This window comes from Vibrio sp. 970, assembly GCF_033339075.1.
The window spans coordinates 1-640 of the sequence record NZ_JAWOTW010000438.1; the positions used below are offsets into that span (position 1 = coordinate 1).

1 protein-coding gene is annotated in these 640 nt (G+C 43.8%); it reads left to right on the forward strand.

Annotation, left to right across the window (positions count from 1 at the left end; genetic code table 11):
• Positions 1-68 precede the first annotated feature (68 nt).
• A complete protein-coding gene (locus R7Q11_RS27160; RefSeq protein ID WP_140170238.1) occupies positions 69-449 on the forward strand; it encodes a cystatin family protein in 381 nt (126 codons plus the stop codon).
• Positions 450-640 lie beyond the last annotated feature (191 nt).

Consider the following 640-nt stretch of genomic DNA (forward strand, 5'->3'; position numbering starts at 1 on the left):
AATATGAAACAGATATAATGAACAGAACCCCCTAGGATACTGAGCACATTACAAAGAAAGGTCTTGTTATGAAGAAAACATTATTGGCGTCACTCGTATGTGTAGTGGCTTTAGCTGGATGTAATCAAAAGGAAGAGACAGAGGCACCAGCCCAATCGCAACAGGAAGCGAACCCAATCTGTAACTTAGAAAAACTGCCCGGAGGATGGTCACAAAGTGACATGACCGATGAAGCGCAATCATTGCTTGATGTGGTACTCGCGCAAATGAACACTTCCGCTAAGTTAAAGCAAATCCTCAGTGTTCGCACTCAGGTGGTAAGCGGCATGAATTACGCGATTGAATTTGAAATGGATAATGGCGAAATCTGGAATACGATTGTCTACCGCTCGTTAGACGACGAAATCAAAATGACGCAACCTGCAAAACTTGGACGCTTCTGCTCATAATATGCAGACATAAAAAATGGCTCCCGATTGGAGCCATTTTTATTCACGATGTTCTGTTCAGCCCATCACATTCATCAGAACTAAGCCGTGGCGATATTAGCTTTAGGCAACTTAATCGAAATCAACGTTGTCAGCGCCAAGAAAGCGAAAGAGACCCACAAGCACGCCGCTAGTCCAGCTTCTTGGTAAAT